At 60.7% G+C, this 13,375-nt stretch carries 15 protein-coding genes; 5 read left to right on the top strand and 10 right to left on the bottom strand.

What is annotated here, in order from left to right:
• Positions 1-146: 146 nt before the first annotated feature.
• The 6 genes from G7025_RS16030 to G7025_RS16055 all read right to left on the bottom strand — a co-directional run bounded on the left by G7025_RS16030 (position 147) and on the right by G7025_RS16055 (position 5,418).
• Positions 147-584, bottom strand: coding sequence for a GNAT family N-acetyltransferase (locus tag G7025_RS16030; protein ID WP_181080170.1), 438 nt, complete (start codon positions 582-584; stop codon positions 147-149).
• Positions 585-921: 337 nt separating this feature from the next.
• Complete coding sequence (locus G7025_RS16035; protein WP_181080127.1) at positions 922-1,416, bottom strand: hypothetical protein; 495 nt, start codon at positions 1,414-1,416, stop codon at positions 922-924.
• A gap of 130 nt (positions 1,417-1,546) precedes the next feature.
• A complete protein-coding gene (locus G7025_RS16040) occupies positions 1,547-2,962 on the bottom strand; it encodes an MFS transporter (RefSeq protein ID WP_181080128.1) in 1,416 nt (471 codons plus the stop codon).
• Positions 2,963-3,102: 140 nt separating this feature from the next.
• A complete protein-coding gene (locus G7025_RS16045) occupies positions 3,103-3,735 on the bottom strand; it encodes a glutathione S-transferase family protein (RefSeq protein WP_181080129.1) in 633 nt (210 codons plus the stop codon).
• A gap of 103 nt (positions 3,736-3,838) precedes the next feature.
• A complete protein-coding gene (locus G7025_RS16050; protein ID WP_181080130.1) occupies positions 3,839-4,072 on the bottom strand; it encodes a DUF6124 family protein in 234 nt (77 codons plus the stop codon).
• Between the two features lie 314 nt (positions 4,073-4,386).
• The gene (locus G7025_RS16055) at positions 4,387-5,418 is read right to left on the bottom strand and encodes a LacI family DNA-binding transcriptional regulator (protein WP_181080171.1); all 1,032 of its coding nucleotides are present in this window, start codon (positions 5,416-5,418) and stop codon (positions 4,387-4,389) included.
• Between the two features lie 213 nt (positions 5,419-5,631).
• On the opposite strand from G7025_RS16055, the gene G7025_RS16060 reads away from it, so the two are divergent.
• Positions 5,632-6,165, top strand: a complete 534-nt coding sequence (locus G7025_RS16060) for a gluconokinase (protein ID WP_181080131.1) — start codon at positions 5,632-5,634, stop codon at positions 6,163-6,165.
• 83 nt (positions 6,166-6,248) lie between these two features.
• On the top strand, positions 6,249-7,601 hold the full coding sequence (locus tag G7025_RS16065) for a GntP family permease (protein ID WP_181080132.1): 1,353 nt from the start codon (positions 6,249-6,251) through the stop codon (positions 7,599-7,601).
• Between the two features lie 96 nt (positions 7,602-7,697).
• Here G7025_RS16065 and alaC read toward each other — a convergent pair whose 3' ends face one another.
• Positions 7,698-8,909 (bottom strand): alanine transaminase, encoded by a 1,212-nt coding sequence (gene alaC / locus G7025_RS16070; RefSeq protein WP_181080133.1) that lies wholly within the window; start codon positions 8,907-8,909, stop codon positions 7,698-7,700.
• Positions 8,910-9,105: 196 nt separating this feature from the next.
• Between alaC and G7025_RS16075 the strand changes: the two genes are divergently transcribed.
• Positions 9,106-9,588, top strand: a complete 483-nt coding sequence (locus G7025_RS16075) for a GyrI-like domain-containing protein (RefSeq protein WP_181080134.1) — start codon at positions 9,106-9,108, stop codon at positions 9,586-9,588.
• A 64-nt stretch (positions 9,589-9,652) separates the two neighbouring features.
• Here G7025_RS16075 and G7025_RS16080 read toward each other — a convergent pair whose 3' ends face one another.
• A complete protein-coding gene (locus G7025_RS16080) occupies positions 9,653-10,147 on the bottom strand; it encodes a GNAT family N-acetyltransferase (RefSeq protein WP_181080135.1) in 495 nt (164 codons plus the stop codon).
• A 98-nt stretch (positions 10,148-10,245) separates the two neighbouring features.
• The gene (locus G7025_RS16085) at positions 10,246-11,100 is read right to left on the bottom strand and encodes a LysR family transcriptional regulator (RefSeq protein ID WP_181080136.1); all 855 of its coding nucleotides are present in this window, start codon (positions 11,098-11,100) and stop codon (positions 10,246-10,248) included.
• A gap of 87 nt (positions 11,101-11,187) precedes the next feature.
• Between G7025_RS16085 and G7025_RS16090 the strand changes: the two genes are divergently transcribed.
• On the top strand, positions 11,188-11,700 hold the full coding sequence (locus G7025_RS16090) for a multidrug/biocide efflux PACE transporter (RefSeq protein ID WP_181080137.1): 513 nt from the start codon (positions 11,188-11,190) through the stop codon (positions 11,698-11,700).
• On the opposite strand, the gene G7025_RS16095 is transcribed toward G7025_RS16090, so the two are convergent.
• Positions 11,599-12,357, bottom strand: a complete 759-nt coding sequence (locus G7025_RS16095) for an SDR family NAD(P)-dependent oxidoreductase (protein ID WP_181080138.1) — start codon at positions 12,355-12,357, stop codon at positions 11,599-11,601. The two genes, G7025_RS16090 and G7025_RS16095, sit on opposite strands and share 102 nt — an antisense overlap.
• A gap of 108 nt (positions 12,358-12,465) precedes the next feature.
• On the opposite strand from G7025_RS16095, the gene G7025_RS16100 reads away from it, so the two are divergent.
• Complete coding sequence (locus tag G7025_RS16100) at positions 12,466-13,368, top strand: LysR family transcriptional regulator (protein WP_181080139.1); 903 nt, start codon at positions 12,466-12,468, stop codon at positions 13,366-13,368.
• The last annotated feature ends 7 nt before the right edge of the window (positions 13,369-13,375 follow it).

Consider the following 13,375-nt stretch of genomic DNA (forward strand, 5'->3'; position numbering starts at 1 on the left):
GCACATAATCCAAGCCTGCTCACCACAGGGGATCGGCGCACAAAGTGGTTGTGGTGAGCGGGCTTGCCCCGCGCCGGGCCGCGAAGCGGCCCTCTCTCCAGACACAGCGGTGTGCCAGACAAAAAACATGGGCCATTCCCTGCCGGTCACCGGCTATCCGAGGGCGACCTCACTCCCGATTCCAAGCCCATCGCGATCATCGGTTTGTTGCGCTTGTAACGCACCAGCCGCTCGCTGAGGGACTGCGGCAATCGCGTGTCCTGTGTAAAGCCCATCCGCTGATACAACCGCTCCAAGTCAGGATGGCACAACAACCATACCGTGCCCTCGGCTGACGCGACTGCCTCACGGATCAACCGCGCCGCCAAACCCTGGCCGCGATAATCCGGCGCCACAAATACGCCCGTCAGCCACTGCCCGCCCACTACGGGGGTCAGGCACAACCCGGCGACAATGTCGCCATCGCGCGCCACCCATAAACGCCCGCCCTTGAGCGCCTTCATCGATGAGTCGTGGCGGCGGTAAAATTTGTTCAGCAGCGGCCACAGGGGCGCTGACAGTGGCTCAATGGGCAACTCGGGCATGGTATTCAAGCAGGCGTCGTGATGGGCCCAGGATTATAAGCGCCTTCTGCCGGGCAATAGGTGGTATACCCAATGCTGCATCCCTTCACAGCGGAGTACGCAACATGGCCAAAGGTATGGATTCAAAGAAAGCCGCGAAGAAAAAACCGGCAAAGACCGCCGATGAAAAACGCGCAGACAAGAAAGCCAAGAAATCCGAAACAGGTCTGTTCGGGCACTGATCCGCAAACGCCTGTTCGCTCAAGGGCGAGCAGGCTTGCGAAATCGTTCGATGACACGATCATCCGGGAATGGCCGCAGCGTTCGTGAGTGCTTAAAAACCTCGCGGCCAGTGACGTCAGATGGCCGCCAAGGTCTCTTTCAGCGCTTGCGCCTGAGGCGCAGCCGTCTTCGCCGCTACTTGCTGTTCCTGCTGCTGCTTCAAGCGTTCAGCCACCTGTTTGGAAATCGCGTCCTGCTTTTCCTGCGACATGTTCTGCACATCCGCCTCGGTCAGCCCCTGTTCCTTGAGCAATTGCTCACGGATACGTTCGGCCGGAGATTTGCTCATGTACTCAGTGAACTCCGCGCGTGCGCCGGACGTAGCGTTGGTGGCCGGCACATCGCTGGTGGTACTGGTCTGCAATTGCACACGGGTTTTGGCGAAGGCTTCATCGATACGATCGGTGGCCTTGTCCAGTTCCTTTTGCGCGGCCGGTACGGTCACGGCTTGTTGCGCCGCTTGCAAAGCGCCGCTGTACAGTGCGCTGGCGGCGGCGTTGGCGGGGTCCATGTCGGGGCGCTTGATCTGTTGAACGGTCGACACGGCTTGGGTGTTGTTGTTTACCAGCATGATCGTCACCTGTGAAATGTTCGTTGCCACAGCTGGAGCAAATAGCATGCCGAGTGCCGGCACCCCGGTTTTGTTGGGGCGGCGCGCCGTCGGCGGCAAAACTTATCCCACCGACGGCCAACCGTTGCCGTCAATGGGCGATATGTTCCAGGGCCAGGTTGCGCGTGCGTGGCCCGAACCAGCTGATGGTGATCATCACGATCAACATGCTGCTGGCGATAAACGCCAGTACACCGGGCGTGCCCAAGTGCTCGAGAATGAACCCGATCAACAGACTGCTGAACACCGTCGACAAGCGGCTGAACGAATAACAGAACCCCACCGCCCGCGCGCGAATATTGGTTGGGAACAGTTCGCTCTGGTACGAGTGATAACTGAAGCTCAGCCAGGCATTGCAGAACGTGATCATCACCCCGCAGAACACCAGCCCCACCGCCGTGGTCTGTAGCGCGAACAGGCTGCCGAAGATTACCGCGCCCATGGCCGAGCCGACGATCTGCCACTTGTTCTCAAAGCGGTTGGCCACCTTCACGAACAGCAACGGCCCCAGCGGATAGGCGAGGGTGATGATAAACGCGTACAGCAAACTGTGGGTCACACTCACGCCCTGGCCCGACAGCAACGCCGGCAACCAATTGCCAAAGCCGAAAAAACCGATGGCCTGGAACACATGGAACACGATCAGCATCAACGCCCGGCGTCGGTACGGCGGCTGCCAGATATCGGCAAAACGCCCGCTGCCCTGCACGCTGACGGCCTCTGGCTCGGGCTCGTCCAGCGGTTTGCCGTGATCCTGGCGGCAGTGCGCCTCCAGGTTGTCCATGATCTGCCCGGCCTCGTCGAAGCGGCCTTGTTGCGCGAGCCAACGCGGTGATTCCGGCAAACGCTTGCGCAGTTGCCAGATAAACAGTGCAAACACCGCACTGCTCAGCACCACCCAACGCCAACCGGCGATCCCGAATGGCGCCTGGGGCACCAGCCACCACGACATCAGCGCCACGGCGGGCACCGACAGAAACTGGATAAAAAACGCGAAGGCAAACGCTGAGCTGCGCATGCGCTTGGGCACCAGTTCCGAGAGGTAGGCGTCGATCGTCACCAGCTCGATGCCCAGGCCGATGCCCACCAGAAAACGCATGCCGATAATGCCCAGGGCGGATGTCTGGATGCCCATCAACACGGTGGCCACCGTGTACCAGATCAGCGCAAAGGTGAAGATCGCCCGGCGCCCGAAGCGGTCGGCAATCGGACTGAGCAGGCTGGCGCCGAGGAACAGGCCCAGAAAGGTCGCGGAGGCGAACGCGGCCTGGTCGGAGAAACCGAACACACCCTCGCTGCCGGTGTGGAAAATTCCGTCGCTGATCAGGCCTGGGCTGATGTAGGCAGTCTGGAACAGGTCATACAACTCAAAAAAACCACCGATCGACAGCAGCGCCACCAGGCGCCAGACGGTGGCGACGGCGGGCAGGCGGTCGATGCGTGCGCTGATGTGGGCAGCGCGCAACGGGTCGATGCCGTCGGTGGCTGAGGCGGTGAGGGTCGACATGGCTGAGATTCCAGGGGCAGTGACCTGGAATCTTAGCCGGCTAACGGAAACTGCTGCTTGTTAAGTTGCAGGTGGCGCCGAGCACATTTGGCGATTAATTGCGCATAAGGCGCATGGCTTAAGGTTTTATGGCGTGACGATCAATTATGACCATCAAGGGCGAATGCCTTGAAGCCCGCATGCTGGCTGAGCCTGTCGTAATAGGCCGTCACCGCGGGAAAGGGCGGATGCTCCATCGGCGTCATGCGCCAGCGGTGCACCGACAGGCCGATAAGGATGTCGGCCAGGGTAAATTCATCACCGGCGACGTAGGCCTGCGTCTTGGTCAACTGTTGTTCGAGGATGGCCATCTTGTCGTTCCAGCCTTGCACACCGGCCTGGATGCGTTGCGGGTCCTGATAGTCCGGGTTTTTGCGCACCAAGGCATGGAACGCGTAGCCCCAGGACGGATTCAGCTCGGTAGCCTGCCAATCCATCCACTGCTCCACCCGAGCCCTTGGCGCGGGCTCGGCGGGCAGCAGGTCATGCCGTTGGTATAGGCCGACCAGATAGCGGCAAATGGTATTGGATTCCCACAGCACGCCGTGGTCATCGATCAGCACCGGCACCTGGGCGTTGGGGTTCAGGGCCAGGAACTCGGCGGATTGAGTGGGTGTGTAGCCGATGCCCCAATCTTCACGCACGTAGTCGATGCCCAGTTCCTGGCAGGTCCAGAGCACTTTGCGCACGTTGATGGATGACGCGCGGCCCAAGATTTTCAGTGAATGTCCCATGGTGCTTCCCTGACGATGGAGAGAGGGGACAATCTAGCAGGGGCGACAAGCGACGGCGATATCTCTAAGTGTGCACGGAAAAAAATGTGCGAAGGGGAGGGGCTCAACAGCGTGGGGCGTGCAGGTCCGCGGCCTTGCCGACCAGCAGTACGCTCAGCTCACTTAATTGATGAATGGCCAAGGCGACATCACGGTGTTTACCGGATAGGTCATTGGACAAATCAAGCAGCAAGGTGCTGACGGAACAGACGGTTTCGTAACTGTTGATCAACAGGCTTTCGATGGAGACATCGGGGATGACGGTGAAAAGCGTATGCGTGGGATGTGGGCTTTGCATGTTTAAGTACCTGATTTGGGCTGATACCTCATCGCTACTAAACGAGGGTGGCAGCTGTACGCAGGTTAGTAGACCGGTATCCCACACAAACCCGGCGCACCCGAAGGCGCCCTGCGCACAGCCACCATCAAGCATCGATAGGCTCATGCATCTTGTGTTGGGAGGCTCGGGCTACTAAACCCGATCACCGAGAATTCAGCGACCGGCAAACCTTAAAGATCGCCTCCCAGGCACACAAGCCGGCGGATTCTGACGTAAGCGTAGGCAAGCGGGCAAGGCGCTTACCGTAATGTCAGCCGCTTCCTACACCGGTCCTACGTGCTCTCCCGCACCCGCAACTCAAACCCCATATCCACCACCGGCTTGGCGATCTTGTTACCCGCCATGATCGTCAACAAATGCTCCGCCGCACGCCGGCCAATCGCTTCGCGCGGAGTGCTGATGCTGCTCAGGCGCGGCACCATGAAGGAGGAGGACGGCAAGTCGTTGAAACCCAGCACCGCCACTTGTTCGGGCACCTTGATGTTATGGCGCAGCGCTTCCAGCAATGCGCCCTGGGCCAAGTCGTCATTGCCGAAGAAAATCGCATCCACATCCGGATGGCTGGCCAGCAACTGCAGAAACAACTCGCCGCCCAGGCCCACGGAAGAGGGGCGCGGCGTCAGCAGTTCCAAGGCGGGGTCGTAGAGGCCGGCCTGTTGCAGCGCCCGGCGAAAGCCTTCGCCGCGCAGCAGGGTGCGTTGGTCCAGTTGCGCACCGATGTACGCCAGGCGCTTGCGCCCACGGGCGATCAAGTGCGCCGCCGCCGTTTCACCGGCGACCAGTTGCGAGAAACCCACGCAGTTCACGCCGGCGTTGGGGTCCAGGTCCATCATGTAGACGCAGGGTACGTTGCTGGTCTCGACCATCCGTCGGGCGCTTTCGGTGCGGTCGAAGCCGGTCAGCAGCAGGCCTCGCGGCTGGTAGGCCATGTAATTGCGCAGCAGGTTTTCTTCTTCATCGCGCGAGTAGTGGGAGTTGCCGATCAACACTTCGAAGCCCTTGGGCCGCAGTACCTGATGAATGGCTTCGAGGGTTTCGATGAACAGCAGGTTGGACAGCGAAGGCACCAGCACCACCACCGAATGGCTCTGGGCCGAGGCCAATGCGCGGGCGGCAGGGTTGACCACGTAATTGAGTTCGGCGGCGGCGTGCCGGACTTTTTCCGCCAACTCCGTGGCCACGGTGCTGATGCCGCGCAGGGCGCGTGAGGCGGTGATAGGGCTGACGCCGGCCAGGCGGGCGACTTCGTTCAGGGTGGGGCGTCCCGTCGTGCGGGTATTTTTATCGTTCTTGGAGGTCATCAGGCGGCTTGCCAAACAAAAATCGAGGCACTAAGGTAGCGCTGTCTCCAAAAGGCTGCAAATACTTGAACGTTGGGTTGCCTGATCCTGTTCAAACCATTGGAGCGGATGCACGCGTCACTCCATAAAAAAAGACAAGACGGCGCGGGAAAAGCCTGTTTTTGCACTAGCCTTACAGCGTGCAAGGGTAGCGCTATCTGCGTCCTGAGGTGTTTCATGAGTCAACCTGTTACCGCCTTGGTCATCATGGGTGTTGCCGGCTGCGGCAAGACCAGTGTCAGCGAGGCCCTGTGCCGCCTTAACGGCGCCACCGCCATTGAAGGCGACAGCTTTCACCCCGCCGCCAACATCGAAAAGATGAGCGCAGGCCACCCCCTCAACGACGACGACCGCGCCGGCTGGCTCGACATCCTCTGCGATGAGCTGCGCCGCTCGCTCAAGGCCGGCCAACACCCGGTGCTCACCTGCTCGGCCCTCAAGAAAAAATACCGCGACCACCTGCGCGAAGCCGCGCCGGGCCTGGGTTTCGTGTTTCTGGAACTGACCCGTGAAGTGGCCGCCGACCGCGTGTCCCACCGCCCTGGGCACTTTATGCCGGCCAGCCTCATCGACAGCCAGTTCGCCACCCTCGAATCGCCCAAAGGCGAGCCGCTGACCCTGGCCCTCAACGCCAGCCGCGACAACGTCGAGCAACTCGCCGAGCAGACCAACGCCTGGTGGCTGGAACACGGTTTTGAACCATCCAAATAATTGTTTGCCGGACAAGATAGCGCTATCCCCGGCAACTCATTCAATACCCGCTTTAATAACAACAACAAACAGGAGAGACCCCCATGTTTGGCATGTCCCACGAGTCGTATCTGCTGCTTGATGCAGTGGTCACTATTATCGGGCTGATCGTCTTGATCACCCGTTTCAAGGTTCACCCGTTTATCGCGTTGATCATTGCGGCAGGCTTTCTCGGCCTGACCTCGGGCATGCCCGTGGACAAGATCATCAAGGCGTTCCAGGACGGTTTCGGCGGCGTGCTCGGCTTTGTCGGCATCATCCTCGCCCTGGGCACGATGCTCGGCAAGATGATGGCCGAATCCGGCGGCGCCGATCAGATCGCGCAGACCCTGATCCGCGCCTTCGGCAAGGAAAAGGTCCAGTGGGCCATGATGTTCGCCGCGTTTCTGGTGGGTATCCCACTGTTCTTCGAAATCGGCTTTGTGCTGCTGATCCCGCTGGTGTTTATCGTCGCGCGCCGCACCGGTGTGTCGCTGATCAAAATCGGCATTCCGTTGCTCGCCGGCCTGTCGGCGGTGCACGGCCTGGTGCCGCCGCACCCGGGTCCGCTGCTGGCTATCGGCGTGTTTGGCGCGGACATCGGCAAGACCATCCTGTACGGCCTGATCGTCGCACTGCCGACCGCCATCATCGCCGGCCCTATCTTCGGTACGTTCATCGCCAAGTACATCCCGGGCAACCCGTCCCAGGAACTGGTGGATCAACTGGCCCGCGAGCCGGAAAGCAAAGACCTGCCGAGCTTCAGCATTACCCTGATCACCGTGCTGTTGCCGGTGTTCCTGATGCTGCTCAAAACCTTCGCTGACATCGGCCTGCCGGACGGCCACATCGTGCGCAACTGGATGGATATGATCGGTCATCCGATCTCCGCCCTGCTGCTGGCGTTGCTGCTGTCGTTGTACACCTTTGGCAGCCGCCAGGGCATTCACTCCAAGCAGATCCTCAAACTGCTCGACGCCAGCCTTGCGCCGACCGCCGCGATCATCCTGATCATCGGTGCCGGTGGTGGCTTCAAGCAGATGCTGGTCACCAGCGGTGTAGGTGACGTGATCGGCCATATGGCCGTGACCGCGCAGATCAACCCGATTCTGCTGGCGTGGCTGGTGGCGGCGGTGATTCGCGTGGCCACCGGTTCGGCCACTGTGGCGACCATTACCGGCGCGGGCATCGTGGTGCCGGTGGTGGGCATGATTCCGGGGGTGAACCGCGAGCTGCTGGTGCTGGCGACGGGGGCGGGCTCGTTGATCCTGTCTCACGTCAACGATGCCGGGTTCTGGCTGGTCAAGCAGTACTTCAACATGACCGTGGCCGAGACCTTCAAGACCTGGACGGCGATGGAAACCATCCTGTCCGTGGTGGCGTTGATCTTCATCATGTTGCTGTCGTTGGTGGTCTAACAGGCACACCACAAGGCAAGGGTGAAAACCCAATCAAATGTGGGAGGGGGCAAGCCCCCTTCCACATTTTTAACTGCATTTCTGCAACACAAATGGCTAGGCTTTCTGGACCAGCCCATCCGCGCGGAACATCCCGCGAATCCCACGCACCGCCTGGCGAATGCGGTCCTGGTTCTCGATCAGCGCAAAGCGCACATGATCATCCCCATACTCGCCAAAGCCGATTCCCGGTGACACGCACACCTTGGCTTCCAGCAGCAGCTTCTTGGCAAATTCCAGCGAACCCATGGCGGCATACGCCTGCGGGATCTTCGCCCAGACGTACATCGACGCTTTCGGATTCTCGACCATCCAACCCAACTCATGCAGGCCCTTGACCAGCACATTGCGGCGTTGGCGGTATTGCTCGGCGATGTCTTTCACGCATTGCTGGTCGCCCTCCAATGCTGCAATCGCCGCCACCTGCAACGGTGTGAACGTGCCGTAGTCGTGGTAGCTCTTGATCCGTGCCAGGGCGTTGACCAGTTCCGGGTTGCCCACCATAAAGCCGATACGCCAGCCGGCCATGTTGTAGCTCTTGGACAGGGTGAAAAACTCCACCGCAATGTCCTTGGCGCCGGGCACCTGCATGATCGACGGGGCTTTCCAGCCGTCGTAGACGATATCGGCGTAGGCGAGGTCGTGGATCACCAGCACGTCATATTGTTTGGCCAGCGCAATCACACGTTCGAAGAAATCCAGCTCCACGCACTGCGCGGTGGGGTTGGACGGGAAACCGAGGATCATCATTTTCGGCTTGGGGATCGAACCGCGGATCGCCCGTTCCAGCTCGGCGAAGAAATCCACGCCAGGCACCAGCGGCACCGAGCGCACCTGGGCGCCGGCAATCACGGCACCGTAGATGTGAATCGGGTAGCTGGGGTTGGGCACCAGCACGGTGTCGCCCTGGTCCAGGGTGGCCAGCATCAAGTGCGCCAGGCCTTCCTTGGAACCGATGGTCACGATGGCTTCGGTCTCGGGGTCGATGTCCACTGCATAACGGTCCTTGTACCAGCGCGAGATCGCCCGGCGCAGGCGCGGTATGCCTTTGGAAGTGGAGTAACCGTGGGTGTCTTCACGCTGGGCCACTTGCACAAGTTTTTCGACGATGTGCGGCGGCGTGGCGCCGTCGGGGTTGCCCATGCTCAAGTCGATGATATCTTCGCCGCGCCGACGCGCAGCCATCTTCAGCTCGGCAGTGATATTGAACACGTAAGGGGGGAGTCGATCGATGCGCGCAAAGCGGCGCGGCGAACCTTGTTCGGCCATTGTTGCCTCGAGAGTACGTAAGCGCCCGGAACCGTCCGAGCGACGTCGGCCACTGCGGTGGCCTGCGGGGCAGACAATACGGTCGGTGATGGCCAGTTGTCCATATGCGTGGGAAAATTTTCTGCTTGGAGCAACGCATGGATATGCCCCTATACTCGATGCGGGTTTGTTCCCTCATAAGAAGGAGACTGTTCGTATGGATCAGCACGGAAAACAACCATTGGCGCCGCGCATGGAAGCAGGCAAGGCCTTGGTGATCGCCGGTGTAAAAGGGCGTTATTCGAAGGCCACCGTCGGCGATATCCCGCGGCTGTGGGAGTTGTTCGACAGTTGCATCAAGGACATCAAAAAACGTGTCGGCGGGTTCACCTACGGGGTGTGCCATAACCCCCACGACGGCGAATTCGATTACATGGCCGGCGTGGAAGTCCCGACCAAAAGCGAGGTGCCACGCAACTTTGACGTGATCGAAATTCCACCGCTCAACTATGCCGTGTTCCCACATCACGGCCCGGTTCAGGCGTTGGAACAGACCTATGAACGCATCATGTTCGAATGGTTGCCGCACTCCGGCTACAAGGTGATGGGGGCTGATTTCGAGCGCTATAGCGCCGATTTTGATGCGCGCAAAGGCACAGGAACCGTGGAAATCTGGCTACCGGTCGGAGAGCGGGGCTGAGTCGATAACGCAGGTCGCGTAAACATGATAGGACCCTCTGAACGTCATGTTTACGTGACATCTATCACGGCGGATAAAGAGCCCGACGCAACCTGCGCTCGTAGCCAACCCGCCCCTTGTACGCCTCCCCGCTGTCCACCCAGCCCAGCCCCAGATACAAGCCCATCGCCGCCACATTGTCCGTGTCCACCGACAACTCCAAGCCCTTGATCTGCGGCCATGTCTCAAGCGCCACTGCCGGCAATGCCTGCAGACACGCCTTGCCGAACCCACGACCCTGTTGCCGCCGGTCCACCTGCAAGGCATGCAGCGTAGCGCTGTGTTCATCGGCCCAGTGGGGCAGGCAAGGTGGACGTTTAAGCAGCAGGAAGGCCACCGGCAAGTCGTCGGCCAGCAGCGCAAAGCCTTTGATACCGGGGCTGGGTTTAGCCAGCAGGCTATTGAGCGCGCAATACATATCGCCGCAAAACGGCAACTGCTCAGGGTGAACTTCGATGGCGCTGACGTGCTGTTGTTGCATGGCAGTCAGCGCCGCGTAGTCGACGAGGCGGGTGTGCATCGAGGGTGTCCGAACGGCTGCAAGTAGGGGCGCAGTCTATCGGGTTTGGTGCAGCGACATTATTTTTCAACCGCGCCGTCCCACTTTAGTCGTCCCGATCATTCCAGCATTTTGCCCAACAACCAGCTCCCCGCCGGCCCCGGTGGATGATGCCGCGACCACAACGCATCCACCGCCACCGAGCGCGGCCAGCCGCGTGCCTTCAGCTCCACCAATTGGCCGCCGCCAAACCGTTCCACCAGCCAGCGCGGAATTGGCGCCCAGCCGAAACCCAATTGGGCCATCTCCAGCAGCATCAGGTAACTGGGGGCCGACCAGACGCGGCCGATGGCGCGGGTTTCATTCGGGTTGATGATGCTGGCCAGACGCAGTTCGCGATGCTGTTGCAGGGCGTGCGCGGTGAGAGTGCCGAGGCGCGCCAGGGGATGTTTGGGGGACACGAACAGGGCAATTTCCGTGCGTTCTTCCACGGGCGCGCGCGTCAGGTCCGGTGGGTACACGTCCTGCTGTTCAATAAACGCGATCTGCGCGCGACCACTTTGCACCAGCGCGATCAGGTCCTCGCACTCGGCGATCAGGCATTCCAGCTCAAGGTCCGGGTAGCGTTGTTCGAATGCACTGAGGGCGACCTCGAAACGGTCGGACTGGTAGGTGTCCGACATCGCGATGCTCAGCTTAGGCTCCAGCCCCTGGGCCAGCTGGCTCGCCGCCAACTCAAGCCGGCTGCTGGCCTCCAGCACCTGCTCGGCGCGTTGCAGCAGTACATGGCCGGCGGGAGTGAGCGTCGGCTTGCGACTGCTGCGGTCAAACAGCACCACATCCAGGTCGATCTCCAGGCTCGCCACCGCCGCGCTGACGGTGGATTGGCTCTTGCCGAGCTTGCGCGCCGCCGCTGAAAACGAGCCTTGGGTAGCCGCCTGCACAAACGCCTGCAGCACTTCATGTGAGGCCATGACTATCGCCTTGATCGATGGTTATTGGTTATGAAGTATCGATTCAAAGGGTAATGATGGCAACCTTCCTCACTGTGGAGCCGGGTCATGAGCCCTAGCAAATCCCTTACCGAACGCGTGTGCCAGGCCATCGGTTTCGAAGCCCTGGCGTTGTTGATCTGTACGCCGTTGCTGGCCTGGATCATGGACAAGCCCGCCCTGGAAATGGGCATGGTCACCCTGGCGATCAGCGTGATGGCGCTGACATGGAACGTGATCTTCAACGGCCTGTTCGACCGCCTCAAAGTGCGCCTGCAGTTGGCCAACAACCCATGGACCCGCGTGCTCCATGCGTTGCTGTTCGAAGGCGGGCTGATCCTGGTATGCGTGCCGTTGATCGCGGCGTGGCTCAAGATCAGCCTGTTGCAGGCGTTCATCCTCGACATCGGTGTACTGCTGTTTTTTCTGCCGTACACCTACGTGTATCACTGGGGTTATGACGTGCTGCGCGAAAAACTCCTACAAAAACATACCGCCCGACGTCTCGATACGCTGCCCGGTGATCCAGTGGCTGCCGTCGGCGAGCAGGCTGGCGATCGCGCCACCGATATCGTCCGGTAAACCGGCGCGGCCCAGGGCGGTATTGCTGGCGACCATCGCGTTGAGGTCGGCGTTGTCGCGCACGGCGCCGCCACCGAAGTCGGTCTCAATCGCACCGGGGGCGAGGATGTTGACGCTGATGCCACGCCCGCCCAGTTCCTTGGCCTGGTAGCGGGTCAGCACTTCCATCGCGCCTTTCATCGCCGCGTAGGCTGCGTAGCCTGGCAAGCTGAAGCGCGCCAGGCCGCTGGAGACGTTGAGGATGCGACCACCGTCGCGGATCACCGGCAGCAGTTTCTGGGTCAGGAAAAAAGGGCCCTTGAATTGGATCGCCAGCAGTTGGTCGAACTGCGCTTCGGTGGTCTCGGCGAAGCTGGCGTGAATGCCGATACCGGCATTGTTGATCAGAAAGTCGAAGCGATCCTGTGCGAAAACATCCTTGAGCACGCCAGCCACATCGCCGACGAAATCACCGAACGTCGCGCTCTGGCTCACATCCAGCTTCAGCATTGCGGCACGGCCGCCCAGTTGTTCGATCTGCGTTATCAGTGCCTGGGCTTCGTCGGCCTTGCTGTGGTAAGTGCCGATGATATCGACGCCCTGTGCGGCAAGGTGCAGCGCGGCGTTCTTGCCCAGGCCACGGCTGGCACCGGTGATAAGTGCGATTTTACGGGTCATGGTGCAGTCCTCTTCGGATGTGAATGTGGGACTGAGTGTATTTGTCCGCCTGTAACGTGATAAACAGAACGAAACCGGAATCACTGGCCGGATAAGGCGAACAATCCCATGAACAAACTTGAGTTGCTGCGCACCTTCGTACGCGTCACCGAGCTGTCGAGTTTTACCCAGGCCGGCGAGAGCCTGGGCCTGCCGCGCTCTACCGTGTCCGAGCATGTGCAGGCGCTGGAGGAACTGCTCGGCGCACGCTTGCTGCAACGCACTACGCGCAAGGTGCAAGCCACCCAGGACGGTCGCGTGTTGTACGAGCGCAGCAAGGATTTGCTGGCCCATATGGAGGAACTTGAGGGGCTGTTTCGCCAGGACGAAGCTCAGTTGGCCGGGCGGATACGCGTGGACATGCCCAACGCCCTGGCGCGGGAGTTGATTCTGCCGCGCCTGCCATCGTTCATGGACGCACACCCGCTGATCGAGCTGGAGATCAGCGCCACCGACCGCCAGGTCGACCTGCTCGCCGAAGGGTTCGACTGCGTGTTGCGCATCGGCGCGCAGCCGGATCAGACGGTGGTAGCCCGCTCGCTGTGCAGCCTGCCGATGATCAATTGTGTCAGCGCCAGCTACCTGCAGCGTTTTGGCGTGCCACACACCTTGGCCGACCTCGCCGACCATCACTTGGTGCATTACGTACGCCCGCTGGGATCACGTTCGGCGGGGTTCGAGTATCTGCAGGGCAATAAGGTGCAACGGCTTCCCATGAAGGGGCGGGTGACGGTCAACAGCACCGATGCGTACAAATCGGCTTGCCTGGGCGGCTTCGGGATTATCCAGGTGCCGACCCTGGGCATGGCCGACGAATTGGCTCGCGGTGAACTGGTGGCGATCCTGCCGGACTACCCGCCACCGCCGTTGGATGTGGCCCTGCTGTACGCCGGGCAACGGCATTTACCCATGCGGGTGCGGGTGTTCATGGACTGGTTGGCCGCCATGGTGCAACCCCACCCGCATGTTTGATCAAGGT

The sequence above is a fragment of the Pseudomonas lurida genome (genome assembly GCF_013522705.1).
GTDB classification, from domain to species: domain Bacteria; phylum Pseudomonadota; class Gammaproteobacteria; order Pseudomonadales; family Pseudomonadaceae; genus Aquipseudomonas; species Aquipseudomonas quebecensis.

What these genes read in the sequence shown, in the direction of transcription:
- G7025_RS16030 (WP_181080170.1), bottom strand. Translation starts at nt 584, where the DNA reads ATGCCCGAGTTGCCCATTGAGCCACTGTCAGCGCCCCTGTGGCCGCTG.
- G7025_RS16035 (WP_181080127.1), bottom strand. Translation starts at nt 1,416, where the DNA reads ATGCTGGTAAACAACAACACCCAAGCCGTGTCGACCGTTCAACAGATC.
- G7025_RS16040 (WP_181080128.1), bottom strand. Translation starts at nt 2,962, where the DNA reads ATGTCGACCCTCACCGCCTCAGCCACCGACGGCATCGACCCGTTGCGC.
- G7025_RS16045 (WP_181080129.1), bottom strand. Translation starts at nt 3,735, where the DNA reads ATGGGACATTCACTGAAAATCTTGGGCCGCGCGTCATCCATCAACGTG.
- G7025_RS16050 (WP_181080130.1), bottom strand. Translation starts at nt 4,072, where the DNA reads ATGCAAAGCCCACATCCCACGCATACGCTTTTCACCGTCATCCCCGAT.
- G7025_RS16060 (WP_181080131.1), top strand. Translation starts at nt 5,632, where the DNA reads ATGAGTCAACCTGTTACCGCCTTGGTCATCATGGGTGTTGCCGGCTGC.
- G7025_RS16065 (WP_181080132.1), top strand. Translation starts at nt 6,249, where the DNA reads ATGTTTGGCATGTCCCACGAGTCGTATCTGCTGCTTGATGCAGTGGTC.
- alaC (WP_181080133.1), bottom strand. Translation starts at nt 8,909, where the DNA reads ATGGCCGAACAAGGTTCGCCGCGCCGCTTTGCGCGCATCGATCGACTC.
- G7025_RS16075 (WP_181080134.1), top strand. Translation starts at nt 9,106, where the DNA reads ATGGATCAGCACGGAAAACAACCATTGGCGCCGCGCATGGAAGCAGGC.
- G7025_RS16080 (WP_181080135.1), bottom strand. Translation starts at nt 10,147, where the DNA reads ATGCACACCCGCCTCGTCGACTACGCGGCGCTGACTGCCATGCAACAA.
- G7025_RS16085 (WP_181080136.1), bottom strand. Translation starts at nt 11,100, where the DNA reads ATGGCCTCACATGAAGTGCTGCAGGCGTTTGTGCAGGCGGCTACCCAA.
- G7025_RS16090 (WP_181080137.1), top strand. Translation starts at nt 11,188, where the DNA reads ATGAGCCCTAGCAAATCCCTTACCGAACGCGTGTGCCAGGCCATCGGT.
- G7025_RS16095 (WP_181080138.1), bottom strand. Translation starts at nt 12,357, where the DNA reads ATGACCCGTAAAATCGCACTTATCACCGGTGCCAGCCGTGGCCTGGGC.
- G7025_RS16100 (WP_181080139.1), top strand. Translation starts at nt 12,466, where the DNA reads ATGAACAAACTTGAGTTGCTGCGCACCTTCGTACGCGTCACCGAGCTG.